Source organism: Pseudoxanthomonas sp. CCNWLW251, assembly GCF_037402255.1.
In the GTDB taxonomy this organism is placed as follows: Bacteria; Pseudomonadota; Gammaproteobacteria; order Xanthomonadales; family Xanthomonadaceae; genus Pseudoxanthomonas_A.
Window position 1 is genome coordinate 157483 of the sequence record NZ_JBBEGA010000002.1, and the last position, 24131, is coordinate 181613.

General features: G+C 66.2%; 24 protein-coding genes. 16 read left to right on the forward strand and 8 right to left on the reverse strand.

All coding sequences use genetic code 11. From position 1 onward, the window contains the following. Positions 1-64: 64 nt before the first annotated feature. Positions 65-994 (reverse strand): 50S ribosomal protein L3 N(5)-glutamine methyltransferase, encoded by a 930-nt coding sequence (gene prmB / locus WBN46_RS07655; protein WP_337731026.1) that lies wholly within the window; start codon positions 992-994, stop codon positions 65-67. A 138-nt stretch (positions 995-1132) separates the two neighbouring features. On the opposite strand from prmB, the gene WBN46_RS07660 reads away from it, so the two are divergent. Further along, positions 1133-1786, forward strand: a complete 654-nt coding sequence (locus WBN46_RS07660) for an SCO family protein (RefSeq protein WP_337731027.1) — start codon at positions 1133-1135, stop codon at positions 1784-1786. Beyond that, on the forward strand, positions 1783-2628 hold the full coding sequence (gene asd / locus WBN46_RS07665; RefSeq protein WP_337731028.1) for an archaetidylserine decarboxylase: 846 nt from the start codon (positions 1783-1785) through the stop codon (positions 2626-2628). The genes WBN46_RS07660 and asd overlap by 4 nt, the downstream gene beginning before the upstream one ends. Before the next feature lie 79 nt (positions 2629-2707). Here the strand turns inward: asd and WBN46_RS07670 are convergent, their stop codons facing one another. Beyond that, entirely contained in the window at positions 2708-3109 is a 402-nt protein-coding gene (locus tag WBN46_RS07670) for a glutaredoxin family protein (protein WP_337731029.1), read from the reverse strand. Positions 3110-3670: 561 nt separating this feature from the next. Next, entirely contained in the window at positions 3671-5251 is a 1581-nt protein-coding gene (locus tag WBN46_RS07675; RefSeq protein ID WP_337731030.1) for a transglycosylase SLT domain-containing protein, read from the reverse strand. 135 nt (positions 5252-5386) lie between these two features. Here WBN46_RS07675 and WBN46_RS07680 point away from each other — a divergent pair, with 135 nt between their 5' ends. From WBN46_RS07680 to greB, 3 genes are read left to right on the forward strand one after another with little or no spacing between them, the layout of a single operon-like run. Next, positions 5387-6889, forward strand: a complete 1503-nt coding sequence (locus tag WBN46_RS07680) for a helicase HerA-like domain-containing protein (protein WP_337731031.1) — start codon at positions 5387-5389, stop codon at positions 6887-6889. 10 nt (positions 6890-6899) lie between these two features. Further along, positions 6900-7298, forward strand: coding sequence for a copper resistance protein NlpE N-terminal domain-containing protein (locus WBN46_RS07685; RefSeq protein WP_337731032.1), 399 nt, complete (start codon positions 6900-6902; stop codon positions 7296-7298). 1 nt (position 7299) lies between these two features. After that, positions 7300-7803, forward strand: a complete 504-nt coding sequence (gene greB / locus WBN46_RS07690) for a transcription elongation factor GreB (RefSeq protein ID WP_337731033.1) — start codon at positions 7300-7302, stop codon at positions 7801-7803. A gap of 3 nt (positions 7804-7806) precedes the next feature. Here the strand turns inward: greB and WBN46_RS07695 are convergent, their stop codons facing one another. Next, the gene (locus WBN46_RS07695) at positions 7807-8634 is read right to left on the reverse strand and encodes a DUF3025 domain-containing protein (protein ID WP_337731034.1); all 828 of its coding nucleotides are present in this window, start codon (positions 8632-8634) and stop codon (positions 7807-7809) included. After that, a complete protein-coding gene (rimO, locus tag WBN46_RS07700) occupies positions 8631-9992 on the reverse strand; it encodes a 30S ribosomal protein S12 methylthiotransferase RimO (RefSeq protein WP_337731035.1) in 1362 nt (453 codons plus the stop codon). The genes WBN46_RS07695 and rimO overlap by 4 nt, the downstream gene beginning before the upstream one ends. 145 nt (positions 9993-10137) lie before the next feature. Here rimO and WBN46_RS07705 point away from each other — a divergent pair, with 145 nt between their 5' ends. Genes WBN46_RS07705 through pcp form a run of 8 tightly spaced genes read left to right on the forward strand, consistent with a single transcriptional unit; the run spans position 10138 to position 15936 of the window. Then, positions 10138-10797 carry a dienelactone hydrolase family protein gene (locus tag WBN46_RS07705; protein WP_337731036.1) on the forward strand — a complete coding sequence of 220 codons (660 nt, stop codon included), beginning with the start codon at positions 10138-10140 and terminating at the stop codon, positions 10795-10797. Continuing rightward, entirely contained in the window at positions 10794-11201 is a 408-nt protein-coding gene (locus tag WBN46_RS07710; RefSeq protein WP_337731037.1) for an HIT family protein, read from the forward strand. The genes WBN46_RS07705 and WBN46_RS07710 overlap by 4 nt, the downstream gene beginning before the upstream one ends. After that, positions 11198-11896, forward strand: coding sequence for a 5-oxoprolinase subunit PxpB (gene pxpB, locus WBN46_RS07715; RefSeq protein WP_337731038.1), 699 nt, complete (start codon positions 11198-11200; stop codon positions 11894-11896). Before WBN46_RS07710 ends, pxpB begins: the two co-directional genes overlap by 4 nt. Beyond that, positions 11893-12831 (forward strand): biotin-dependent carboxyltransferase family protein, encoded by a 939-nt coding sequence (locus WBN46_RS07720; protein ID WP_337731039.1) that lies wholly within the window; start codon positions 11893-11895, stop codon positions 12829-12831. Before pxpB ends, WBN46_RS07720 begins: the two co-directional genes overlap by 4 nt. 20 nt (positions 12832-12851) lie before the next feature. Beyond that, the gene (locus WBN46_RS07725) at positions 12852-13613 is read left to right on the forward strand and encodes a 5-oxoprolinase subunit PxpA (protein ID WP_337731040.1); all 762 of its coding nucleotides are present in this window, start codon (positions 12852-12854) and stop codon (positions 13611-13613) included. Then, positions 13610-14308: a DUF969 domain-containing protein gene (locus tag WBN46_RS07730; protein ID WP_337731041.1), complete on the forward strand. Its 699-nt coding sequence runs from the start codon at positions 13610-13612 to the stop codon at positions 14306-14308. The genes WBN46_RS07725 and WBN46_RS07730 overlap by 4 nt, the downstream gene beginning before the upstream one ends. Then, positions 14295-15260: a DUF979 family protein gene (locus WBN46_RS07735; protein ID WP_337731042.1), complete on the forward strand. Its 966-nt coding sequence runs from the start codon at positions 14295-14297 to the stop codon at positions 15258-15260. Before WBN46_RS07730 ends, WBN46_RS07735 begins: the two co-directional genes overlap by 14 nt. Before the next feature lie 25 nt (positions 15261-15285). Beyond that, complete coding sequence (pcp, locus tag WBN46_RS07740; RefSeq protein ID WP_337731043.1) at positions 15286-15936, forward strand: pyroglutamyl-peptidase I; 651 nt, start codon at positions 15286-15288, stop codon at positions 15934-15936. A 15-nt stretch (positions 15937-15951) separates the two neighbouring features. Here pcp and WBN46_RS07745 read toward each other — a convergent pair whose 3' ends face one another. The 3 genes from WBN46_RS07745 to apbC all read right to left on the reverse strand — a co-directional run bounded on the left by WBN46_RS07745 (position 15952) and on the right by apbC (position 18029). Then, complete coding sequence (locus tag WBN46_RS07745; protein ID WP_337731044.1) at positions 15952-16491, reverse strand: RDD family protein; 540 nt, start codon at positions 16489-16491, stop codon at positions 15952-15954. Positions 16492-16522: 31 nt separating this feature from the next. Then, positions 16523-17095 (reverse strand): dCTP deaminase, encoded by a 573-nt coding sequence (gene dcd / locus WBN46_RS07750; RefSeq protein ID WP_062353420.1) that lies wholly within the window; start codon positions 17093-17095, stop codon positions 16523-16525. A 94-nt stretch (positions 17096-17189) separates the two neighbouring features. Beyond that, positions 17190-18029 carry an iron-sulfur cluster carrier protein ApbC gene (gene apbC, locus WBN46_RS07755; protein WP_337731045.1) on the reverse strand — a complete coding sequence of 280 codons (840 nt, stop codon included), beginning with the start codon at positions 18027-18029 and terminating at the stop codon, positions 17190-17192. 286 nt (positions 18030-18315) lie between these two features. Between apbC and WBN46_RS07760 the strand changes: the two genes are divergently transcribed. The 3 genes from WBN46_RS07760 to WBN46_RS07770 all read left to right on the forward strand — a co-directional run bounded on the left by WBN46_RS07760 (position 18316) and on the right by WBN46_RS07770 (position 24089). Next, positions 18316-20295, forward strand: coding sequence for a prolyl oligopeptidase family serine peptidase (locus WBN46_RS07760; RefSeq protein ID WP_337731892.1), 1980 nt, complete (start codon positions 18316-18318; stop codon positions 20293-20295). 265 nt (positions 20296-20560) lie between these two features. Further along, on the forward strand, positions 20561-23467 hold the full coding sequence (locus WBN46_RS07765; RefSeq protein WP_337731046.1) for a TonB-dependent receptor: 2907 nt from the start codon (positions 20561-20563) through the stop codon (positions 23465-23467). Positions 23468-23651: 184 nt separating this feature from the next. Beyond that, positions 23652-24089 carry a DUF2147 domain-containing protein gene (locus WBN46_RS07770; RefSeq protein WP_192201453.1) on the forward strand — a complete coding sequence of 146 codons (438 nt, stop codon included), beginning with the start codon at positions 23652-23654 and terminating at the stop codon, positions 24087-24089. Positions 24090-24131 lie beyond the last annotated feature (42 nt).

A 24131-nucleotide genomic window follows, 5' to 3' on the forward strand; every position in this document is an offset into this window, starting at 1 on the left:
CAGTGCGCCAATGCCGGCCGCGACGGTTGCAGGCGCAACCGCTGCCGACATCGTGCGCACCGCCTTATTTTCGAGCGGCGGCGAGTTGGGTGATGCGGGCGTTGTGGCGGATCAGCTCGGCGCATTCGACGGCGAAGATGCCCATCTGCCCCACCTTGAATTCGATCCAGGCGAACTCGACGTCGGGCAGCAGCTTCACCAGCGCACGCTCGGACTCGCCCACTTCGCAGATCAGCAGGCCGTCCTGGCTGAGGTGCAGCGGCGCATCGCGCAGGATCTTCAGCACCAGGTCCAGGCCGTCGTCGCCTGCCCGCAGGCCGAGTTCCGGCTCGTAGGAGTATTCCTTCGGCAGCGCGTCGGTCTCGTCGTTGGTGACGTAAGGCGGATTGGTGACGATCAGGTCGTAGTGGCGGCCGGTCAGGCCGCCGAACAGGTCGGACTTGATGAAGTGCACGTTGTCGGCATGCAGGCGCGCCTTGTTCTCGGCCGACAGCGCAAGCGCGTCGTCGCTGATGTCGACGCCGTCGACCTGCCAGTCCGGGTTGTAGTGGCCCATCGCGATGGCGATGCAGCCCGAGCCCGTGCACAGGTCCAGCGCGCGGTTCACTTCGCGGCCGCCCAGCCAGGGCTCGAAGCCCGATTCGATCAGCTCGGCGATCGGTGAACGCGGCACCAGTGCGCGCGCATCGCTCTTGAAGCTCAGGCCCGCGAACCAGGCTTCGCCGGTCAGGTAGGCCACCGGAACGCGCTCATCCACGCGGCGCTCGAACAGCCCCAGGATCTTCGCTTTCTCCGCCGTCGTCAGCCGTGCCTGGCCATAGGCCGGGCCGAGATCGGGTGGCAGGTGCAGGGTGTGCAGCACCAGGTGCGAGGCTTCGTCCAGCGCATTGTCGTAGCTGTGGCCGAAGGTCAGGCCGGCGGCGTTGAAACGGCTGGCGCCGTAGCGGATCAGGTCGATGATCGTATGCAGTTCTGCGGCGACGTCGGCGGTCATGGCAAGGCTTGTGAAGACGCCGGGACGGCGAAGGCCGCCGATTATAGGGGCTGCCCCGGTATCATGGCGGCCTTCATGCCGCGCCCATGCGGCTCCGGCCCGCCGGCCGTGCCCTCCTCCTCGTGGGAATCCCACTGCATGTTCAACAAGAAGATCGGCCTCATCCTCGTCCTGGCGCTCGCCGCCGGCTTGGGCCTGCTGGCCGCACAGAAGTTCTTCGGCCCCGTCACGCCGGCCACGCAATGGCCGGCCACGCAGACGGTGACCCTGTTCCCGCAGGCGCGCCCGCTGCCACCCTTTTCGCTGCGCCAATCCGACGGCACCCAGCTGGCCGACGGCGAGCTGAAAGGCCATTGGACGCTGGTATTCCTGGGCTTCACCTTCTGCCCGGATGTCTGCCCGACCACGCTGGCCGAACTGGCCCAGGCCCAGGCCCAGTGGAAGGACCTGCCCGACTCCACCCGCCCGCGCGTGCTGTTCGTCTCCGTGGACCCGGAACGCGACACGCCCACCCGCATCGGCGAGTACGCGCATGCCTTCCATCCCGACACGATGGCCGCGACGGCGGATGTCCCGACGCTGGAGAACTTCGCCAAGTCGCTGGGCTTCGTCTTCATGAAAGTGCCCGGTGACGGGTTCGAGCAGAACCCGAACGACTACAGCATGGACCACTCCTCCGCGATCGGCGTGCTGGACCCGCAGGGACGCCTGGCCGGCCTGATCCGCCCGCCGTTCCAGCCGAAGGCGATCGCCGCGGACATGCGTGCGCTGACCGAGGCGTCGGCGAAATGAGCCTGCTGACCTCGCTGACCTACGTCCTGCCGCACCGCCTGCTGTCGTCGCTGGCGCGCCGACTGGCGTATTCGACGTCGCCCGGCACCAAGCAGTGGCTGATCGACACGGTCACGCGGAAGTTCAACGTCGACCTGGGCGAAGCCGCCGAGCCCGATCCCAAGGCGTATCCCAGCTTCAACGCCTTCTTCACCCGCGCGCTGAAGCCCGGTGTGCGCGTCGCCGACGCCGATCCGCGCGCGCTGCTGATGCCGGCCGACGGCCATATCAGCCAGTGCGGTCCCATCGAGGACGGCCGCATCTTCCAGGCCAAGGGCCAGTCGTTCACCGCCGCCGAACTGCTCGGCGATGCGGCGGCCGCGGAACCGTTCCGCAACGGCCTGTTCGCCACGGTCTACCTGTCGCCGCGCGACTACCACCGCGTGCACATGCCGTGGACCGGCACGCTGCGCGAAACCGTGCACGTGCCCGGCCGCCTCTTCAGCGTGGGCACCGATGCAGTGGCGAACGTGCCGCGCCTGTTCGCGCGCAACGAGCGCCTGGTCTGCCATTTCGACACCGATTTCGGTCCGATGGTGTCGGTGATGGTCGGCGCGCTGCTGGTCTCCGGCGTGGAAACCGTGTGGAGCGGCGAGGAAATCCCCGCCTACGGCACGGCCATCACCCGCAAGGACTACCGCGGCAAGGGCGTCACGCTGGAGCGCTTCGCCGAGATGGCGCGGTTCAATTACGGCTCGACGGTGATCGTGCTGTTGCCGCCGGGGGTGGCGGAACTGGCGCCGAATCTGAAGGCGGAATCGCCCGTGCGTCTTGGACAGGCGCTGGCACGTCTGATCGCCTGATGGCGGACGCCGACCGTGTTGCGACGCACGCCTGCTAATCGCTGCCTCGCCGCAGGACGTCGGACATCCGTCGGCTTCGTCAACGATTCCCGGAGCGAAGGTATCCCTGCTCTTCAAGCAGCGCGATCGTCCTGTCCCGGCCATACCCCTCCAGCTTGTAGCCCGCCGTCACGATGACAGGGACGCGCTTCGCATCGAGCCGGTGCAGTTCCTGGCGATGCACCATCGACGTGTCGGCAGGCCGCTCCACGTAGTCCACCCCCAACTCCCGCAGCAATCGGCGTGTCTTTTCGCAGCCGCCACAGGCTTGCAGGGAATAGAACGCGACCTGGCCAGGGCGCACGAGATAGAGATCGTAATCGCCACGCGTGACCACGAGATCGTTCGATTTCGCAAGTTTGTGGGCGCTGTAGACGCGCCCCGCACCCAGTCCCACCAGAAGGGCCGCCGCGACCACCGCGAGTGGAAGCATCTTTTTCATTTTCACATGCACCTCCCTACGCCGCGGGGCCATCCCCGCGGCGTGTCGCTGCCGGATCAGGGGACTTCGCAGTTACCGCAGGTGATGAAGCGGCATGTGTTCAGGCTGGTACGACACTGGGCGGGCGTGTATTGCCCGCCCTGCATGCAGATCCTGTAGGACTGATCGCATGCCAGCCAGCATTCGGTACACGGATCGTCTGCTTTCGACGTGAATGAGAACCCGAGCACCAATGCAGCCGCGCATGCAGACGAAAGCAGGAACGTCTTGATAGACATGACTATCTCCATGTGAAGGGTGCGCTGACGAGTCAGCAGTGCATGTGTACTCCTGCCCCTCACCCGCGAATGCGCGCAGGCGCACATTTCACAGGCGCCACGTGGCACCCGCACGCTGTCGCGATCGGTTCATCCATTTACGTACAGGCGTTTACGCCCTGGGAAGGAGCAGTGACACGAAAGACGCATGCACGGGAACAGACAATCCGCGAGATACACGACGCGATGCTTCGCCGACACCCGAATGGGTATCGCTTGCTGCCATGGTCATCGGAACCCGGGATTACTTCCTGCAACTCTCCAGCGTCAATTCCTGCCCCGGCCGCACCGCATACGACGGTGCTTTCAGGTTGTTGGCGCGCGCCAGTTTCTTGAGATCGCACTGGAAGCGCTGAGAGATCCGGCCCAGCGTATCGCCCTTGGCGACGCGGTACTCGCGCGCCTGCTCTTTCTTGGGTTCCGCCGGCTTGGGTTCACCGGTGGCGACCGTGGTCGGTACGCCCGCCACCGGCGTCACGTCGCCCACCGCAACGCTGCCTGTCAGCCGCGTGCGCCGGATCGCGGCGGCGGGATCCGCATTGACCAGCGTGCGAGCCAGTTCGGCGCGCGGGCCGCTGACGCAATGACGGTTGTAGAGGCCGACGATGCGCGTATTGGCCTTCAACGTGGTGCCGGCCGGGATCCAGCTTTCCGGCTGGTAGCGCGGATTGAGGTTGCGTAGCGTGCGCATGTAACCCTCGCGCGTGCCGCCGTTGCCCAGGCAGATGGTCAGTTCGTAGATGGATGCGTCGCGCGCCAGCTTGAGCGGTGCCGGCTGCGCGTTGACCTTCGGGAACTCGAGGCCGTACTGGCGCGGGTGCAGGAACAGCCACGCCGCCGCGATCACCATCGGCACGTAGTCGCGCGTCTCGCCGGGGAACTGGCTGTAGACCACGTCGTCCCAGAAACCCAGGCCGCTGTTCTCGCGATAGACGCGGGCCGCCCGGCCTTCACCGCCGTTGTAGGCCGCGAGCGCCAGTTCGATGTTGTTGTTGAGGCCGCGCATGCGCTCGTTCATGTATTCCGCACTGGCCTGGCCGGACGCATACGGGTCGTAGCGCGTATCGAAGCCGCTCGCATCGCGGCCGAGTCCGAAGCGAGCACCGGTGTGGAACATGAACTGCATCGGGCCCGCCGCGCCCGCGCGCGAAGTCGAATGCACGCGGCCGTTCGACTCCTTGGCCATGATGCCGAACAGCAAGGCTTCCGGCAGGCCACTGCGCTCCCACGCGGGATACAGGTCCGAACGCATGTTCTGGTAATTCTCGTAGCTGTCGATCAACGCCGGGCGCATGTCGGTCAGCCAGCGGCGGATGCCGGCCTGGACCGCCGGGTTGTACTCCACCATGCGATCGAACGCGTGCCGCTGGTCGTTGAGCAACGCCGTGGTGCGGGCCGTCTCCGGCACCGGCGTGCCCGCCGGAATGGCGTGGTCGGTGCCGTCGTCCAGCGCATCGATCGCTTCGCCCTCGCTTGCATCATCTTCACCCTGCGCATCGGCATTGCCCTTGAGCAGGCGCTTGTACGTTGCCAGCAAGGTGGGCACCTGGCAGCCGCGCTGCTTGATGCAGGCATCCAGCACATCCTCCATGTCCTCCAGCGCCGCGTCACTCTCGCTGGCGCCACGCGGATCGCTGTTGGCCACCAGCACCAGGCCATCGCGGTAACGTTTTTCCGCGGCCGCCATGCGTTGTTCAAGCGCGTCGGCGGCAGCGCGGTCACGCGCGGACACCCGTTGGGCCAGTGAAACAGGCGAGACCAGCAGCAGGGAAAGGGCGGCCGCAACGGGCCAATAGCGCAGACAGGAAGGAACCGCAAACGACATCAGGTGAGCATCCAGAGTGTGAGTCGGGAGGGTAGCCCCCGCCGTGCACCCCGGGCAAGGTCGTACGTCATGGAACGTTTCCCCCGATGCAGCATCCAGCCGCTAGAATCCGGGCATCATCACGCGAGGTTGAACATGGATCCCATCCTGCTGGGCAAGGGCGTCACGGACGACATTCCGGTCACGCTGCAACCGAAGTTCGGCAACCGGCACGGTCTGGTGGCCGGCGCGACGGGCACGGGCAAGACGGTCACGCTGATGACGCTGGCCGAGGGCTTCTCGCGCATGGGTGTACCCGTGTTCATGGCCGACGTGAAGGGCGATGTGGCCGGCCTGGCCGCTGCCGGCGACGGCAGCGAGCGTGTCATGCAGCGCGCGACGGACATCGGCATCGCCGACTACACCCCCGGCGCTAACCCGGTCATTTTCTGGGATCTGTACGGCAAGCTGGGCCACCCTGTCCGCACCACGGTCAGCGAGATGGGTCCCACGCTGCTCTCGCGCATCCTGGAACTGAACGATACCCAGAGCGGCGTGCTGGACATCGTGTTCAAACTGGCCGACGACCGCGGCCTGTTGCTGCTCGACCTGGAAGACCTGCGTGCACTGCTGGGCCTGGTTGCCGCCGAGCGCAAGGACATCTCCACCAGTTACGGCCTGGTCAGCACACAGTCGGTGGGTGCCATCCAGCGCGCCCTGCTTCGGCTGGAACAGGAAGGCGGCGAGATGTTCTTCGGCGAGCCGGCGCTGGAACTGGCCGACCTGATGCGAACGAACACCGACGGCCGCGGCGTGATCGGCATCCTGGCCGCGGACCAGCTGATCCTGAAGCCGCGCCTGTATTCCAGCTTCCTGCTGTGGCTGCTGTCGGAGCTGTTCGAGACGCTGCCGGAAGTCGGCGACCTGGACAAGCCCAAGCTGGTATTCGTCTTCGACGAAGCGCACCTGCTGTTCGACGATGCACCCGCTGCCCTGCAGCAGCGCATCGAGCAGGTCGTGCGCCTGATCCGCTCGAAGGGCGTGGGCGTGTACTTCTGCTCGCAGTTCCCCGACGACGTGCCGGACAACATCCTGGGCCAGCTGGGCAACCGCGTGCAGCATGCATTGCGTGCCTTCACCCCGCGCGACCAGAAGGCGGTCAAGACGGCGGCGGAAACATTCGTGCCGAACCCGAAGCTGGACGTGGCCCAGGCCATCTCCAAGCTGGGCACCGGCGAAGCGCTGGTGTCCACGCTGCAGGACAAGGGGATTCCGGCACCGGTGCAGCAGACGATGGTGTCGCCACCCCGCTGCCGCATGGGGGCGATCAACGAGAGCGAGCGGCAGCAGGTGCGCAACGGCAGTCCGGTGGGCGGCAAGTACGACACCGCCATCGATCGCGAATCCGCTGCCGAGATGCTGGCCAAGCGTGCGGAATCGGCGATGGAAACCGCGAATGCGCCCGCCGCGAAGACCGAGAAGGACGACCCGGATGCCGGCGGCTTCGGCCAGACAGTAAAGGATGCGGTGTTCGGCACCAAGCGCCGCCAGGGCATGATCGAGACGATGGCCAAACAGACCACCCGCACCATCGGCACCAAGCTGGGCAACCAGATCGTGCGCGGCATCCTGGGCAGCATCTTCGGCGGGCGACGCTGATCGCATGCGCATGAAGTGGTTTTTCGTCATGCCGGGCATCGCCCTGTCGCTGGCGGCTTCGGCCGCCAACCCGACACCGGCGACCTTCGCCGGTCCGTTCTTCGGCAGCCTGCCGTCCACCGGTTGCGTGATGCAGAACGTGCTGCTGGACCTGCGCGCCGACGGACGCTACACCCTGCAGGCGCATTGCCAGGACGACCTGCAGGCTGCGCCGACACACGCCGGCCGCTGGTCGGTGACCTGGAACGGCACCTGCGTGCAGCTCACGCCGGACGGTGATCAGCCGGCGCAGGAATTCGCGATCCATGACGACGACCTGCTGGCGCTGACCGCAGGCAGCTGCATCGAACCGGTCGACGATCCGCGCGGGCGCACGCTGCGGCGCGCGGACACCGCCGGGGATCGCTGACGTGTCGCGCTGGCGCCCGCCGGGCGAGAAAAGCACCGCCCTGATCACCCGTGAGGGCCACGACCGCCTGAAGGCAGAGCTGGACGATCTATGGCGCGTCAGGCGCCCTGAAGTGGTTAAGGCGCTCGCCGCCGCCGCCGCCGAGGGGGACCGCTCGGAGAATGCGGAGTACACGTACCGGAAGAAGCAGCTCGGCGAGATCGACCGTCGCGTGCGCTATCTGAGCAAGCGGCTGGAAGCGCTGCGCGTGGTCGACACCGCACCCAGCGACCCGGAAGCCGTGTTTTTCGGCGCCACCATCGAGCTGGAGAACCTCGCCAGCGGCGAAGTCTCGCGCTACCGCATCGTCGGACCCGACGAGACCGACGCAACCCTCGGCTGGATCAGCATCGACTCGCCACTGGCACGCGCACTGCTGAAGAAGCGTGTCGATGACGAGTTCGCCGTGGAGCTACCCGGCGGCATCACCTACTTCGTGCTGGTGGATGTCAGCTACCCGGGCTGATCTTCACAGCGGTCGCGGGTAGACGCGACCATTCCGCAACGGCCGGAAGTAGTCGCCCTGCGCATAGAACGTTTCACTCTGGTCCGAGTGCCATCCCGGGATGCCGGCCAACGGCAGGGGCCGCAGGTCCGCCGGAGTGACGAGGATCGCACCGGCTGAAATCGCATCGGCCACGCGCGCGACACCGTCGACCGGATCGCCCAGCACCACCAGGCACTTGCCGACCAGCAGGCGCCCCGGCACCAGCATCTGCTCCATCAGCGCATGCCCCACCACGGCAGCCACCACGATGTCGCCGCTGCGCCAGCGCCCGGCATCCGCATGGAACAGCGCCGCCCAGTCGTGTCGGTCCCACAGATCCAGCAGCACCGGGTCACGCACCTGCACGATGACACCGGCTTCATCGAACTGGGTCAGCGCCTGCTGGGCAGGACTGCGCTCACGTGTCCCCATTCGTGCGATATGTCGGCACTGCTGCTGGTTGAGGGCGTGCTTGAGGGCTCGGTGGCGCATCCAGACCATGGCATTGAACAGGTCGTGCCAGTTCTCTGCGCGCGTTGCGATGCGCCCTTGTGCGATGCGTGCTTCGTAGTGCAGCCCGTCGGCGAGCAGGGTCGCGTCCTGCATCACGAAGCGATGCCCCGACGGCGGCATCCGCGCATTGAGGGCTTCGGTATCCGGCCATCGTGTGGCCGTCATCAGGTCCAGGTGCTCGCCATATCCGCCGAACAAGGGATGCCGGAAACACGCGGCATCCACCTGCTCACGCAAGGGCGCGACAAAACGACGCCGGCCATTGCCCGCGTGTGCTCCTGTCGCTGGCGCGGTCACAGCACCTTGAGATCGAGCGGCGTGCCCGCCGTTCCGGCGATGGCATCACCGATCAGGTCGTGTTCGTCGCTCTCGGTGATCTCGACGTCGACGAACTGGCCGACGCGCAAACCCAGCTCGCCGCCATTCTGGATGTGCACCAGGCCGTCGATCTCCGGCGCATCGGCCTTCGAGCGCGCCACGGCGATGTCGTCTTCGATCAGGTCGACCAGGCACTGCTGCACGGTGCCGATCTTGGCCTCGAGACGGGCGGCGGAGATCTCCGCCTGCTTCTCCATGAAACGCGCCAGGCGCTCCTGCTTGACTTCTTCCGGCACCGGATCCGGCAGCAGGTTCGCGGCGGCGCCTTCGACCGGTGAATAGGCGAATGCGCCGACGCGATCCAATTGCGCTTCGTCGAGGAACTGCAGCAGTTCCTCGAATTCCTGGTCCGTTTCCCCCGGGAAGCCAACGATGAACGTCGAGCGCAGGGTGATGTCGGGGCAGATGGAACGCCAGCGCTTCACCCGCTCCAGCGTCTTGTCGACGGCGCCGGGGCGCTTCATCAGCTTGAGGATGCGCGGGCTGGCATGCTGGAACGGGATGTCCAGGTACGGCAGCACCTTGCCTTCGGCCATCAGCGGGACAACGTCGTCCACGTGCGGATAGGGATAGACGTAGTGCAGGCGTACCCAGGCATCGAGTTCGCCCAGTCCTTCGCACAGTGCCTTCATGCGCGTCTGGTACGCCTTGCCGCGCCACTCGCGCTCGGCGTACTTCACGTCGACGCCGTACGCGGAGGTGTCCTGCGACACCACCAGCAGTTCCTTCACCCCGCCTCGCACCAGGCGCTCGGCTTCGCGCAGCACATCGTCGACGGGACGCGACACCAGGTCGCCGCGCATCGACGGAATGATGCAGAAACTGCAGCGGTGGTTGCAGCCTTCGGAGATCTTCAGGTAGGCGTAGTGCCGCGGCGTCAGCTTGATGCCGTAGTCCGGCACCAGGTCGACGAACGGATCGTGCTTCGGCGGCAGCGCCGCATGCAGTGCTTCCATGACGCTCTGGTAGTCCTGCGGGCCGCTGATCGCCAGCACATCGGGGTACTGCTCGCGGATCTGCTCCGGGCGCTTGCCCAGGCAACCGGTGACGATGACCTTGCCGTTCTGGTTCATCGCCTCGCCGATGGCGTCGAGCGATTCGGCTACGGCGGAGTCGATGAAGCCGCAGGTGTTCACCACCACCACGTCGGCTGCGTCATAGGTCGGCACGATGTCGTATCCCTCCACACGGAGCTGGGTAAGGATGCGTTCGGAGTCGACCAGGGCCTTCGGGCAGCCGAGGCTGACGAAGCCCACCTTGGGGTTCTGCAGGGACATGGGGAGTACGGCGGCGGCATGTACGGGGCGCGGATTATAGCCTCCGGCCACCGGCGGCCAGGGCTGGAGCGTTCAGCCAGCCCCGGCACACAGCCCCGCCGCGCGCGCCCTACACTGTCCCGTTCCCCACGACCGGACCGCATGCATGGGCTACTGGACCCATTTCGATTCCCCGCATGGCCGCATCCATGCCTGGCGGGCCGATCCTCAGGGAACACCGCGCGGCGCGCTGGTCGTGGTGCAGGAGATCTTCGGCGTCAATCCGCATATCCGCACCGTGGCCGAAGGATTTGCGCGCGACAGCTATGTCGCGCTGGCACCTGCCTACTTCGACCCGGTCGAGCACGGCGTGGAACTGGACTACGATGCCGACGGCATCGCGCGCGGCAAGGTCCTGATCGGTGCATTGGGCCTGGAGCGCGCATCCGACATCACCCGCGCCGCGGCCGATGCGCTGGCGGGCCAGGGCAGGATCGGCAGCGTGGGCTATTGCTGGGGCGGTACGGTCGCGCTGCTCGCCGCGCTGCGGCTGGGCCTGCCGTCTGTCAGCTATTACGGCGCGCGCAACCTGCCGTTCCTGGGTGAGACGCCCCGCGCAGCGGTGATGTTCCATTTCGGCGAACAGGATGCCTCCATCCCACCGGACATGGTGCAGGCGCATCGCGACGCCCTTCCGCAGATGGCCGTGCATACCTACCCCGCCGGACACGGGTTCAACTGCGACCTGCGCGCCGACTATGATCCCGCCAGTGCCCAGAGGGCGCGCCAGCGCACGCTCGATTTCTTCAGGACCCACCTTTCATGAGCGACTTCGTCCTCGACCCGCGATTGGCCGCCGACAGTGTTTTCATCGCCGACGGCCCGCTGTCGCAAGTCCGGCTGATGGACGACATGCGTTTCCCCTGGCTGGTGCTGGTGCCGCGCGTCGCAGACGTCACCGAATGGCTGGAACTGGACGGCGGCCAGCAACGCCTGCTGCTGGCCGAGATCAATCAGGCGGGCCACCTGATCCGTGCTCAGGATGGCGTGCAGAAGCTCAACATTGGTGCACTCGGCAACATCGTGCGGCAACTGCACGTCCACCTGGTCGGACGGCATGAGGGCGATGCGGCATGGCCGGGGCCGGTGTGGGGCAGCGGCGCGGCGGTCCGGCACGCCCCCGGGGCATTGGCTGACGAGGTTGCCCGCTGGCAGCAGCGGCTGCGATGAGCGCCCCCCTGATCGAACTGCTGGGTGACGATGCGCTGCTGGTGCGCTTCGGCGATGGCATCGACGGCGCCACCAACCAGCGCGTGCATGCGCTGGCCCTTCATCTGCGCCGCCTGGCACCCGCATGGCTGCGCGACCTGGTGCCGGCCTACGCCAGCCTCGGCGTGTTTTTCGACAGCGCGTACATGCCGGGCGAGGATCCCCGTGAGGTGATCGCGCAGGCCGTGGCCGGGTGGTCGGATCCGCCGTCGCCCCTCGAGAATGCGACGCCTACGCTGCACGAAATTCCGGTGTGCTACGGCGCCGGTTTCGGCGAGGACCTCGCAGCGGCCGCACGTGAACTCGGGCTGGCGGAAGCCGAGCTGATCGCGCGCCACAGCGCACCGCTCTATCGCGTCGCAATGATCGGCTTCGCGCCGGGATTCCCCTACCTGCTGGGCCTGGATCCCGCGCTCGCGCTGCCGCGAATGGCGACGCCGCGCGCACGCGTACCCGCCGGTTCCGTGGCCGTGGGCGGCGCGCAGACCGGCATCTATCCGCATGCGAGCCCCGGTGGCTGGCGCCTGCTCGGACGCACGCCACTGGTGCTGTTCGATGCGCTGCGCGATGCGCCCTCGTTGCTGCTGCCGGGTGATGAGGTCCGCTTCGTGCCGATCGATGCGCAAGCCTTCGCCGCGCTGGCGGGTGCCGCATGAGCCGCTGGGAAGTGCTGTCACCGGGTGTGCAGACCACCGTGCAGGACCAGGGCCGCACCGGCTGGCGTCACCTGGGCGTTGCGCGCGCCGGCGCACTGGATCCGTCTGCGCTCGCACTGGCCAACCGGCTGGTCGGCAATGCGGAATCCTGCGCGGGGCTGGAGATCGTACTGCAGGGGCCACGCCTTCACCTGCCCCGCCCCTCCCTCATCGCACTGGTGGGCGCACACGTGCAGGCCTCGTGGAATGACCTGCCTTTGCCGATGGGTCGACCGATCCATGTGCCGGCCGGAGAGTTGAAACTGGGCGCGGTACGCGACGGCGCACGCACCTGGCTGGCGATGACCGGCGGCATGGATGTCGCACCGACGCTGGGCAGCCGCAGCACCGACCTGCGCGGCGGCTTCGGCGGTCATGAAGGGCGTGCTTTGCGTGCTGGCGACCTGTTGCCTGCCGGCAGCGCACATGCTGCCGCTCCGCAGCCGCGGTTTCCTGCCTGGTGGATAGATCCCGACGATCCGTGGACCGTGGATCGGCACGTGCTGCGCTATGTCCCGTTGCATCACGCAGCAGCGTCGGCGCTCGGCACGCAGCGCTGGCGCGTCCATCCGAACAGCAACCGGCAGGGTCTTCGACTGGACGGGACACCGCTTGAAGCCCAGGACGGCAGCGGCATCTCCGAGCCGGTGGCGGTCGGCACACTGCAACTTCCTCCCGACGGGCAGCCGATCCTGCTGCTCGCCGATGCACAGACGGTGGGCGGTTACCCGCGCCTGGGCCATGTGGTTGCCTGCGACCTGGGCCGGGCGGCACAGCTGCGCCCCGGCGAATCCGTCCACTTCGAACCTATCGACCTGCGGCAAGCCCGCGCACTCGCGCTCGGGTACCAGCACCGGCTGGCGCGATTGCGGCTGGCCATCGCACAACGCCTGTAAGCCTGGGGTACGCTCAACGCATGCACGCAACGCGCGACATCGATTTCAACTGCGACCTGGGCGAGGACTGCGGGGATGATGCCGCGCTCCTGCCCTTCATCAGTTCGGCCAGCATCGCCTGCGGCTTCCATGCCGGGTCGCCGCTCACCATGCAGAAGACCGTGGCGCTGTGCCTGGCCAACGGCGTGGCGATCGGCGCGCACCCGTCGCATGCGGACCGCGCCAACTTCGGCCGCATCCCGCATGCGATCGAGCCTGCCACCGCATACGCGCTCACCCTGTACCAGGTGGCGGCGCTGGATGGCTTCGTGCGTGCCGCCGGTGGGCGCCTGCACCACGTCAAGCCGCATGGCGCGCTGTACAACCAGGCAGCGCAGGATGAAGCGCTCGCCGACGCCATCGCGCAGGCCGTGTACGACCACGATCCCGGCCTGGTGCTGTACGGACTTTCCGGCAGCGCGCTCACTGCCGCCGGTGAACGACTGGGCCTGAAGGTTGCGCATGAAGCCTTCGCCGAGCGCCGCTACGAATCCGATGCCAGCCTGACGCCGCGCACCCATGCCGATGCATGCCTGCCTTCCGTCGAAGCATCGGTGGCGCAGGTCACGCGGATGCTGCGGGATGGTGAAGTGGTCACGCGCACTGGCCCTGCCCTGCCCTTGCGCGCCGACAGCATCTGCCTGCATGGCGACCGCGCCGACGCCGCGACTTTCGCGCGTGCGCTGCGCGAAGCCATCGAGGCCGCCGGTTTCACGGTCCGCGCCATGGAGCGTCGCGCATGAGCTACTGGCCATTGCTGGGCATCGCGGTGGTGGTCGTGGGCTTCGTGCTGCGCTTCAACCCGGTGATCGTGGTGGTCGGCGCGGGGCTGGTCAGCGGCGTGGCCGCCGGCAAGTCGATCCCCGAACTGCTGGCCTTGCTGGGAGAAAGTTTCGTCTCCAATCGCGCGCTGCTGATGTTCGCGCTGACCCTGCCCACCATCGGACTGCTGGAACGCGCCGGTCTGCGCGAGCACGCGCTGCGCTGGATCGCGGGGCTGCGCGGGCTGACACTGTCGCGGCTGCTGGCGGGCTACCTGCTGGTGCGCCAGGGACTCAGCATGGTCGGGCTGATCGACATCGCCGGCCATGCGCAGACCGTGCGCCCGCTGCTGGCCCCCATGGCCGAATCGGCCGCGGAAAAGACCCGCGCGCCCCTGCAGCGCGAGGAAGCGCAACGCGTGCATGCGATGGCCGCCGCCACCGACAACATCGGCCGATTCTTTGGTGAGGACGTCTTCCTGGCGTTCGGCGCGGTGCTGCTGATCCAGGGCTTCTATGCCCAGCACGGCATCGTGCTGGAGCCGCTGCAGATCGCGCTGTGGGCGCTGCCGACGGCGATTGCCGCATTCGTCATCCACGCGGTGCGCATCGTGCTGTTCCAGCGCCGGCTGGATCGCCACGCCGTGCCGAAGGAGCGCAGCGATGCTGTCGATTGACCAGTTCTACCTGCTGCTGGCGGCCTTCCTGGCCTACGCAGGGTGGCGGAACCTCCGCCAGCACCGGTATGCGCACGCCGCGTTCTGGGGCCTGATCGCGCTGCTGTTCGCGGGTGGCGGACACGTACTGCGCGCAAGCAAGGCCGGCGACCCGCTGCCCGCGCAGCTGGCCGGTGCCGCGGTCATCGCGCTCGCGCTGCTGGCCACGCGCATGCGCCGGGAACCGCAGGATGAAGCACCCGAAGCCGAGCGCCTCGCCTCCGCGCTGCGGCTGGGACACCGCCTGTTCCTGCCCGCGCTGCTGATACCCGCGCTGACCATCCTGGTGGTGGTGGCCGGGCCGCACGTATCGCTTGGCGGAACACCGCTGTTCGCTTCCACCGGCCTCACGCTGACCGGGCTGGCATTGGCCTGCACGGTCTCCGCGCTCGCGGCGGTGGTGGTGACGCGCCAGCGTGCGTTGCAGGCCGCAGACGAAGGCCGGCGGCTGCTGGACACGTTGGGCTGGGCGGCGCTGCTGCCGCTCGTACTGGCGACCCTGGGCGGCGTATTCGCGGCCAGTGGCGTGGGCGAAGCGGTGGCATCGCTGGTCTCGATGGTGATTCCCGCCGACAGCCGCATGGCCTGCCTGCTGGCCTTCGCGCTGGGCATGGTGGTGTTCACCGTGATCATGGGCAATGCGTTTGCCGCGTTCCCGGTGATGATGGCCGGCATCGGCCTGCCGCTGCTGGTGCAACGGCATGGTGCCGACCCGGCCATCCTGGGGGCGATCGGCATGCTGACGGGCTATTGCGGCACGCTGCTGACGCCGATGGCCGCCAACTTCAACATCGTGCCGGCGGTGCTGCTGGGGCTGGACGACCAGTACGGCGTGATCCGCGCGCAGGCCGCCACCGGACTGTGGCTGATGGGCACCAACGTGCTGTTGATGGCATGGCTGTGTTTCCGCTGATCCTCCGCCGCCGGGATATCCGATGATGATGACGCGCACTGTGCTGCTGACCGGCTTCCAGCCGTTCGGTGGTGAACAGGTCAATCCCAGCTGGCAGGCGGTGTCCGCGCTGCACGGCACGCGCATCGCCGGGCATCGTGTGGTGGCGCGCGAGTTGCCGGTCGCGTTCGGCGCGTCGCTGAAAGCGCTGCGCGCCGCGCTCAGGGACATGCGCCCTGCGCTGGTGATCTGCGTCGGCCAGGCCGGCGGTCGCGCGCAGCTCTCGCTCGAGCGCGTCGCGATCAACATCGACGATGCACGCATTCCCGACAATACGGGCCAGCAACCGGTCGATGTGCCGGTGGTCGCGGAGGGTCCGGCCGCCTACTTTTCGACGCTACCGGTCAAAGCCATGCGCCACGCGCTGAACGCAGCGGGATTTCCAGCGGAGGTTTCGCAGACCGCCGGCACCTACGTCTGCAACCACGTGTTCTACGGACTAATGCATGCGCTGCGGCGCCAACGCATCGTCCGCGCGGGCTTCATCCACATCCCCTACTCGCCTGCCCAGGCATCCATGCATCCCGGCACACCCAGTGTGGCGGTGGAGACGGTGACCGAAGCGCTCCGTCTTGCCGTGAAGGTGGCGCTGAATACACGCATGGATGCCCGCCTTGCGGCCGGCGCGGAGCACTGACGCGACGACGTTCTATCAGTTGGCGCGGATGACGCGCGTGCCCGCGATCAGGTCGTGCAGACAGCGCTGGTCCTGGCGGAAGATCATCAGCGAATCGACCAGCACGTACAGCATTCCCAGGCACGGGATATTGGCGATGGCTTGCGTCGGCAGGTAGCGCTTCACCAACAGGTCCACCAACGAAGGCTTGTTGCCCTGCAGATCGACGATCCTGACGGACAGCAGCTTCTTGCCCCAGGTCTGGCCCGTCGCGTGCAAGGGGTAACCCTGGATGAGCACGAACACGACAAAGCCAATCACGGCCCATAGCAGCGTCGTACCAAGCGGCATCAGCCCGAGACCACCGGACCGTCCCGCTTCGAATGCCGCCTGCCAGTAGCCTCCGACAAACATCAGCGGCACGATCGCCACGAGCCCGATGCAGCCATCGATCAGCACGGCGGCCAACCGTAGCCAGCGCAAATCGGAATCCGGTGCCCCCGCGCCGTGCGGACCGGCAACATCGGCGTCGGGAGCGTGGTAGGGATCTTGCGGCATCTGCGGCGGTGTCTGCATGCTGCTTCCTTTCAACGTGATCGAGAGACGCTCAGGTGCGCGGCAGCGTCACGCCGGTCTGGCCCTGGTACTTGCCGCCACGGTCCTTGTAGCTGGTCTCGCAGACATCGTCGGCGTCGGACTGGAAGAACAGCATCTGCGCCACGCCTTCATTGGCGTAGATGCGTGCCGGCAGCGGCGTCGTGTTGCTGAACTCCAGCGTCACGTGGCCTTCCCACTCCGGCTCCAGCGGGGTGACGTTGACGATGATGCCGCAGCGCGCGTAGGTGCTCTTGCCCAGGCAGACCACCAGTGTGTCGCGAGGGATGCGAAAGAACTCCACCGTGCGTGCCAGCGCGAAGCTGTTCGGCGGGATGATGCACTCGTCGGCTTCGATGTCCACGAAGCTCTTCGGGTCGAAGTGCTTGGGGTCGACGATGGTGGAATTGATGTTGGTGAACACCTTGAATTCGCGCGAGCAGCGCACGTCATAGCCGTAGCTGGAGGTGCCGTAGCTGACGATCCGTTCGCCGTTGACTTGCTTCACCTGCCCCGGCTCGAACGGTTCGATCATGCCTTGCTGTTCGGCCATGCGGCGGATCCAACGGTCGCTCTTGATGCTCATGCAAATCCTGGTCTGAGGGGCAAAGGTCGCGCGGGCGGCGCGCGACGGACGGGGAATTGTAGGGCGGGCCCCGGCCCGCCGTCTTCGGCTGGCCCTAGACCAGCGACGAAGTGATGGGCACGGACGCCCGCGGCCTGAGCGCGAGCGTCGCCGCCATGACCCGCGCGGTCTGCCGGTAAGCCTGTGCCGCAGGCGAATCCGGTGCGGCCACGACGACAGGCCGCCCGGCATCCCCTTGCTCGCGGATGGCGATGTCCAGCGGCAAGGACCCCAGCAGCGGCACGCCGTACTGCGCCGCCATCCGCTCGCCGCCGCCCTGGCCGAACAGGTGCTCCACGTGGCCACAGTTCGAACAGGTGTGGACGGCCATGTTCTCGACGATACCCAGCACCGGCACTTCGACCTTCTCGAACATCTTCAGCGCCTTCTTGGCGTCCAGCGTCGCGATGTCCTGGGGCGTGGTCACGATGACGGCCCCCGCGACCGGGATCTTCTGCGCCAGCGTCAGCTGGATGTCGCCGGTACCCGGCGGCAGGTCGATCAGCAGATAGTCCAGATCGCCCCAGAGAGTGTCGTTGAACAACTGCATCAGCGCCGACGTAGCCATCGGTCCGCGCCAGATCATGGGGGTGTCCTGATCCACCAGCAGCCCGATGGACATGGCCTCCACCCCGAACGCCCGCATCGGCTCGATCGATTTGTTGTCCGGGCTGTCCGGCCGCCCCGACAGGCCCAGCATGGCCGGCACGCTGGGTCCGTAGACGTCGGCATCCAGCACACCGACCCGCGCCCCGTCGGCAGCCAGCGCCAGGGCCAGGTTCACCGCCGTGGTGGATTTCCCCACCCCACCCTTGCCGGAGCCGACTGCGATGACGTTGCGGACGCGGGGGTGGGGGGAGAGGTTGGCTTGGACGGCGTGGGCTCGGACAGACATCGACGTTTTTCCAGTAGGTGAGCAATCGCCGCGGCCCGCGGCACTGTCACATCCGTCGGACCTTATGCGGCGACGCGGCATCTTCTCATACTCGCCTGCAGGGGGGCTTTCCAGCTCGACCTAGCTGCACTACTCTGGCTGGCACACCAAAGGATGAACAATGCGTTCAGCATCGGGGGGCCGCAATACGCTGCGATGCGCGCTTGGCGCCTTCACTAAGAGCACGAAACAGGGGTACGAGCCAACCATGAGAAATTGGAAAATACGTTCAATCGCTGCGTCGCTGATGCTGCTGACCGGGACCGCCACCGCACGCGATGCGATCCCGATCGACTCGTTCGCGCGCCTGCCGAACATCCAGTCAGTCTCGATGAGTACCGACGGGAAGAACCTCGTCGCCATCGTCTCCATGCCTGACTCAAAGAACCAGGAGACCGGACTGGCGACCTGGAACTTGGACGATCTGAAGGCCGGCTCCGTCATCACGCCCTCGGGCGACCGCATGAAGTTCATTGCCGCCAACGCCATGAAAGCCAATCGTGTCCTCGTGCTGGGCCGGCAGGAGTGGACCGGACAACTGGGCGGCTGCGGCGAGGGCGGCAACGTCGGGGCGACCAAGACATTCGTCGTAAAGCCCTACCTGACCGACGTGAAGCAGCAGAAATTCGAAGAGGCTTTTGCCGACAAGACCCGCCGCCTGGGCGTGAGCGAGGAGCTGGAACGCTGCCTCGAGATCGCGGGCACCGCCAATCTCGTGCATACGCTGCCACTGGATCCCGACAACGTCATCATCTCGCAGATGAGCGGGCTATCCCTCAGCGGGGCTTACTATCTCTACAACCTGCGCACAGGCGATACCACGCTTTTGTTCCGCTCCAACAGCCGCACCAGCCCTGGCCTCTTCAATCCCCGTAATGGCGAACTGCTGACGCGCACGCAGCTGGAACCCATCTCGCCTGGCGAGTACGAGCAGCGCGTGCTGATCCGCAACAAGGCCGGCGAGTTCGAAGTCCACGCACCGCTCACCACCAAACTCAGCGAACGCCATGCCGTCGACATCGTCGGCATTGATGAGCAAACGGGCAAGTTCTACGTCCTCACCGACCTGTTCTCCGACCAAGTGCAGGCATGGATGTACGACCCAGCCTCACGCAAGTTCGACAGCGAACCCCTGCTGGCGCACCCCCAGTTCTCGATCAGCCGGCTGATCCTCGGCTCGCAACCCAGCAACTTCAACCGTGTGCTCGGTTTCGTCGTGGATGGCCCGGAGCCGGAGGCGACGTACGTCGACCCCGATCTCGGCGGCATCCATGCCGGCCTAAAGAAGGCCTATCCGGGCCAGACCGTCGCCATCACGGGCTACAACAACGACCTGTCCCGGGTGCTGTTCACGACGGAAAGCGCACAGCGTGCAGCGAGCTACCACCTGCTGACCGACCGCAAGAACGTCGTGGACCTGGGCGACGAGCGTCCGTGGATCAACCCCAAGCAGATCGGTGAGCAGCGCTGGGTCACCTACCCGGCACGCGATGGTCTGAACATTCCAGCGCTGCTGGATCTGCCCGTCGGCTGGAAGGAAAGCGATGGCCCCCTGCCCACCATCATCCACCCGCACGGCGGCCCCTGGGCGCGCGACTACGGCGGCTGGGACGCCTCCGGCTGGGTGCCGTTCCTTACCTCCCGCGGCTACGCCGTGCTGCGCCCGCAGTACCGCGGCTCAAGCGGCCTGGGCCGCAAGCTCTGGCTGGCCGGTGACGCCGAATGGGGCCAGAAGATGCAGGACGACAAGGACGATGGTGCCGCCTGGCTGGTCAAGCAGGGCATCGCTGACCCCAAGCGTCTGGCCATCTTCGGCTATTCCTACGGCGGGTTTGCAGCGGCCGCAGCGGTCGTGCGCCCGAACAGTCCCTACCAATGCGCAATCTCCGGCGCGCCCGTGACCGATCTCACCAAGCTGGGCTGGTCGTGGAGCGAAAACCGCTTGCAGCGCATCCTGCAGGGCCGGACGGTCAAGGGCATGGATCCGATGCTGAACACGGACAAGGCCAACATACCCGTCTTGCTGTACGTCGGCGACCGCGACGTGCGCACCCCCTCCTTCCATGCCCGCGGCTTCTACGATGCGGTCAAGGGCAAGGTGCCTGCCAAGTTCGAGCTGATCGCCGATATGCCCCACAGCATGCCCTGGTACTACCGACACCAGCAGCAGGCGCTGGGCCTGATGGAGGATTTCCTCACCAAGGATTGCGGCCCTGGCGGCCTCTGAGCCCGACCACCGTCAAAAACCCCGCCGTCGGCGGGGTTTTTTTTTGATCGTGACCCGGCTGATAGCCGTGCCTGGATGCCTGCGGCCCCTGTTCAGGTCCCTCGGCCGCCTTCATATCACACCCGGGCCGCCACGAACTGACGACGTGTCACACGTTTCTAACATTCAGTTGCTAAGGAGGATGAACGCTGCATATACTCGCTTAACCCCTACGTAACGCGCGCGGGGGGCATTCATCTAGCGGGACTCTTAGGGGATTCAACTCATGCAGCAAGCAAAGAAAGGCATTGCCTTCAAGAAGCTACCTCTATTCGTCGCAGTGCTGGGCTGCCTGTACGGCGGCAATGCACTGGCACAGGCCGAGACAACGGAGAGTGAACCGGCGAAGAAGAAGGAAGCCGTCGAACTCGACAAAATCACGGTTACGGGCTCGCTGATCAAGCGCGTCGAATACGATTCCGTGTCGCCCGTGCAAGTCATCACCGCCGACACCAACGTCGCGCTCGGCCAGGTGGAAACCTCCGAGTTCCTGCAGAAGTCCAGCATTGCCGCTGGCGCCACCCAGATCAGCCACCAGTTTGGCGCGTTCGTCACCGAAGGCGGCGTGGGTGCGCAGACGCTCTCGCTGCGTGGCCTCGGCCCCAATCGCAGCCTGGTGTTGCTGAATGGCCACCGCCCCGGTCCCGCCGGTACCCGCGGCCAAGTCGGCGCGTTCGACCTGAACGTGCTGCCGTCCTCGATCGTCCAGCGCATCGAACTGCTGAAAGACGGCTCCTCCTCGATCTACGGTTCGGACGCCGTCGCCGGCGTGGCGAACGTGATCACTCGCAAGAACATCACCTCTCCGGAAATCTCGGTGAGTTTCCGCGCGCCCTTCTATGGTGGCGGCGAAGTCGTCAACTTCTCCGGCGCCACCGGCTGGAACTTCGACAACGGCAGCATCACGCTGGCGGGCGAGTACTACAAACAGTCCCCCCTCAAAGTGGGCGACCGCGACTTCCTGAAGTGCTCCGAAGACCTGGTGTGGGACCAGGACGGCAACCGCATCGACCGTGAAGACCGCTCGATCCTGGCCGGCACCCCGCTCGGCGGCTGCACCAGCGGCAACCTGTACGCCAATACAGTTAACGACATCCTGACCGGCCGACGCTACGTGCCCTCGTGGGATGGCACGACCATCGGCAACATCCCGGGCTATCGTCCGCGCGTCAGCACCACCTACGCGAACTCGCCGCAGGCCAGCTACACCGACGTGCTCAACTTCCCGTTCTGGGGCGAGCAGTACGTCATCCAGGACCTGGAGCGCTTCAGCGGATACCTATCGGCCGATTTCTCGCTGGGCGAGGTCAACTGGAAGACCGAACTGCTGGTGAACCGTCGCGAGAGCAAGTACCAGGGCTTCCGCCAGTTCTTCCCGGTGATCGTCGGCGGCTCGGGCTACATCTACCAGAACGACCCCGACTTCGTTAACACCTCGACGCCCTCCGGCGTCTCGCAGCCGGTCATGCCGTTCCGCTCAGACAGCAACCAGAAGGTTGACTATTACTACGTCAACACCAACTTCAATGGCCTGTTCGCCGACACCTGGTCGTGGGACGTGAATGCCTCGTACTCGCGCTCCAGCGGCACGTACAGCGACCTGTCGATCGACGCTTCCAAGACAGGCGACTGGAACTACGGTGAAGACGCCCCGACGATCAACTACTTCGACCCGGGCTTCCTCAGCGGCGCCCGCATGGACGAACTGGTCGGCCTGATCGGCGTGATGGACACCGGCAAGACCGTGTACGACCAGACCGTCTTCACCGGCGTGCTGACCGGTGAGCTGTTCGACCTGCCGGCCGGTGCCGTGGCTACGGCCGTTGGTGCGGAGTATCGCGAGTTCAGCATCGACGATCAGCCTGGCTACTACTCGGCCAACGGCCTGCTGTGGGGCGCTTCGTCCGCCCAGCAGACCAAGGGCGACGACTCGGTCAAGGAAGTCTTCGCCGAAGTCGAAGTGCCGCTGCTGAAGGGCCTGCCCGGCGTCGAGTCGCTGACGTTCAACGCCTCGACCCGCTGGTTCGATTACGACTCCGTCGGCGACAGCGACAGCGTCTGGAAGATCGGTCTCGGCTGGCAGATCGTGCCGTCGCTGCGCCTGCGCGCCACCAAGGGTACGTCCTACCGTGCGCCGTCCCTGTACGAACTGTACCTGGGCGACCAGTCGGGCTTCCTGGACCAGACCGGCATCGATCCCTGCATCCAGTGGGGCGAGAGCTCGAACCCCCGCCTGCGTGCAAACTGCGATGCGGCCGGTATTCCGGACGACTACAACGGCTCTCCCAGCTCGGCAACCGTGTATGAGGGCGGCGGTGCCGGCGAGCTCACGCCGGAACACTCCAATGCCTTCACGGGCGGCCTGATCTGGACGCCGGAGTTCGCGCCCATCAGCGTGGCACTGGACTACTTCGAGATCGAAGTACTGGACCAAGTCGGCACCCTGACGGCACAATCCATCGTTGGCAGCTGCTACGGCGCGGATGTCTATCCGAACGAGTTCTGCACCATGTTCACCCGCAACCCGGGGAACGCGGCCGTGGAGCCCTACGCGATCGACGAGGTGTTCGCGCGTTACATCAACATCAACAAGCAGAAGATCCGCGGCTACGATCTGCTCGTGCGCTACGAGGACGACTTCTCCTTCGGCAAGCTGACGCTGGAATCCCAGGTCACCTACATGAAGGAAGACGTGGAGCAGCTGTTCGACAGCCCCCTGGCGGGCGGCACGAACATCACCGACTACGTCGGCGGCATCGGTCGTCCGAAGACGGTGGGCAACTTCGTCGCCTCGCTGGAACGCGGAGACTGGACCTACAACTGGGGTATCGACTTTGTCGACAGCACCCGTCGTCTGACGCCACTCACCTCCACCGGCAGCTACACCTACTTCGGCCACCCCAACGCCGTTGTCGACACCAAGGCCGACAGCCGCACCTACCACACGGTATCGGTGCAGTATGAACAGCCGAAGTGGTCGTTCCTGATGGGTATCCGCAACCTGTTCAACAAGGAACCGGACACCATCTCGGCCGCCGCTGGCTACAACCGCTACGGCAACGTACCGGTGAGTGCCACCCAGTACGACTACCTCGGCGTTTCGCTGTTCGCCCGTGTGAACTACAAGTTCTGACGGCCGATCCGCGCATCGCGGTGTGACAGGCAGGGGCGGCGAAAGCCGCCTCTGCTTTTTTTTGCGGAACCTCCGGCAACAAGTCGAGCACGACCCGTCTTCCATACCCCACCGGATGCGGTATAAAGAGGCCACCCCGCCGATCCTCGTCGGCGGGTCTGACCGACATCCCTGGGAGGGGAACATGCGCAAGACCCTGTTGGCCGCCTGCCTGGCCGTTCCGTTGCTTGGCCTGTCGCTGTCGGCCGCCGCTGCCGACGCGACCGGGCGCTGGAAGACCATCGACAGCGATACCGGCAAGCCCAAGTCCATCGTGGAAATCACCCGTGCCGCCAACGGTACGCTGAGCGGCCGGATCATCGAGCTGCTCAATCCGAGCAAGCCGAATCCGGTCTGCGACAAGTGCAAGGACGACCGCAAGAACAAGCCCATCACCGGCATGGAGATCATCCGTGGCATGAAGGCCGACGGTGCCAACGAATGGAGCGGCGGCACGATCCTGAAGCCCGACGAAGGCAAGGTGTACAAGTCGAAGATGGAACTGATCGAGGGCGGCAAGAAGCTGGAGGTCTCCGGCTGCATCGCCTTCATCTGCAAGTCGCAGACCTGGATCCGCCAGTAACCGCTGTTCCAGCAGTGCTGCGGGCCCGGTCATGCCGGGCCC